Consider the following 516-nt stretch of genomic DNA (forward strand, 5'->3'; position numbering starts at 1 on the left):
AATGACAAACAATGGAGAAATCAGATCAGACGGAGATTACGCAATAGGTTTATGGGGAAGTAAATCAGCAGTGGAAAATAACGGTGAAATAATCATGAATGGAGATTATTCACAGGGGATAATGGGGACTAAGCAGTCAACAATAGTAAATAACAGTATAATAACAATGAACGGGAATAATTCAATAGGAATAAGCGGAAATGAAGGCACAAAAATCCAGAATAACGGAACGATAAATTTAAACGGAAATGACAGTACGGGAATAATGCTGTCAAACGGGGCAAGTCTATTGAATAAGGGAATAATAAACTTAGGATCAGGATCAAATAATGTGGAAGTAGGAAATGGATCATCAGTAGTTATCCCGTCAATAATAAATGCAGGAGTAATAAAGGTAGACGGAAAGTTTGTACTAAACGGAATAGACTTATCAATACAGGTAGACCCAAGTACAATAAGACAGCCGGAAGTAAGTGAGATACTAATAGATCAATATGTGACAGAAGATTTGAAGGC

General features: G+C 36.0%; 1 protein-coding gene. It reads left to right on the forward strand.

The genetic code is table 11. The annotated features are described in order from the left end of the window. Nucleotides 1–516, forward strand: a 516-nt coding sequence (locus NK213_RS18060) for a hypothetical protein (protein ID WP_253351814.1), incomplete at both ends; no start/stop codon positions are given.

The organism is Sebaldella sp. S0638, assembly GCF_024158605.1.
Classification (GTDB): domain Bacteria; phylum Fusobacteriota; class Fusobacteriia; order Fusobacteriales; family Leptotrichiaceae; genus Sebaldella.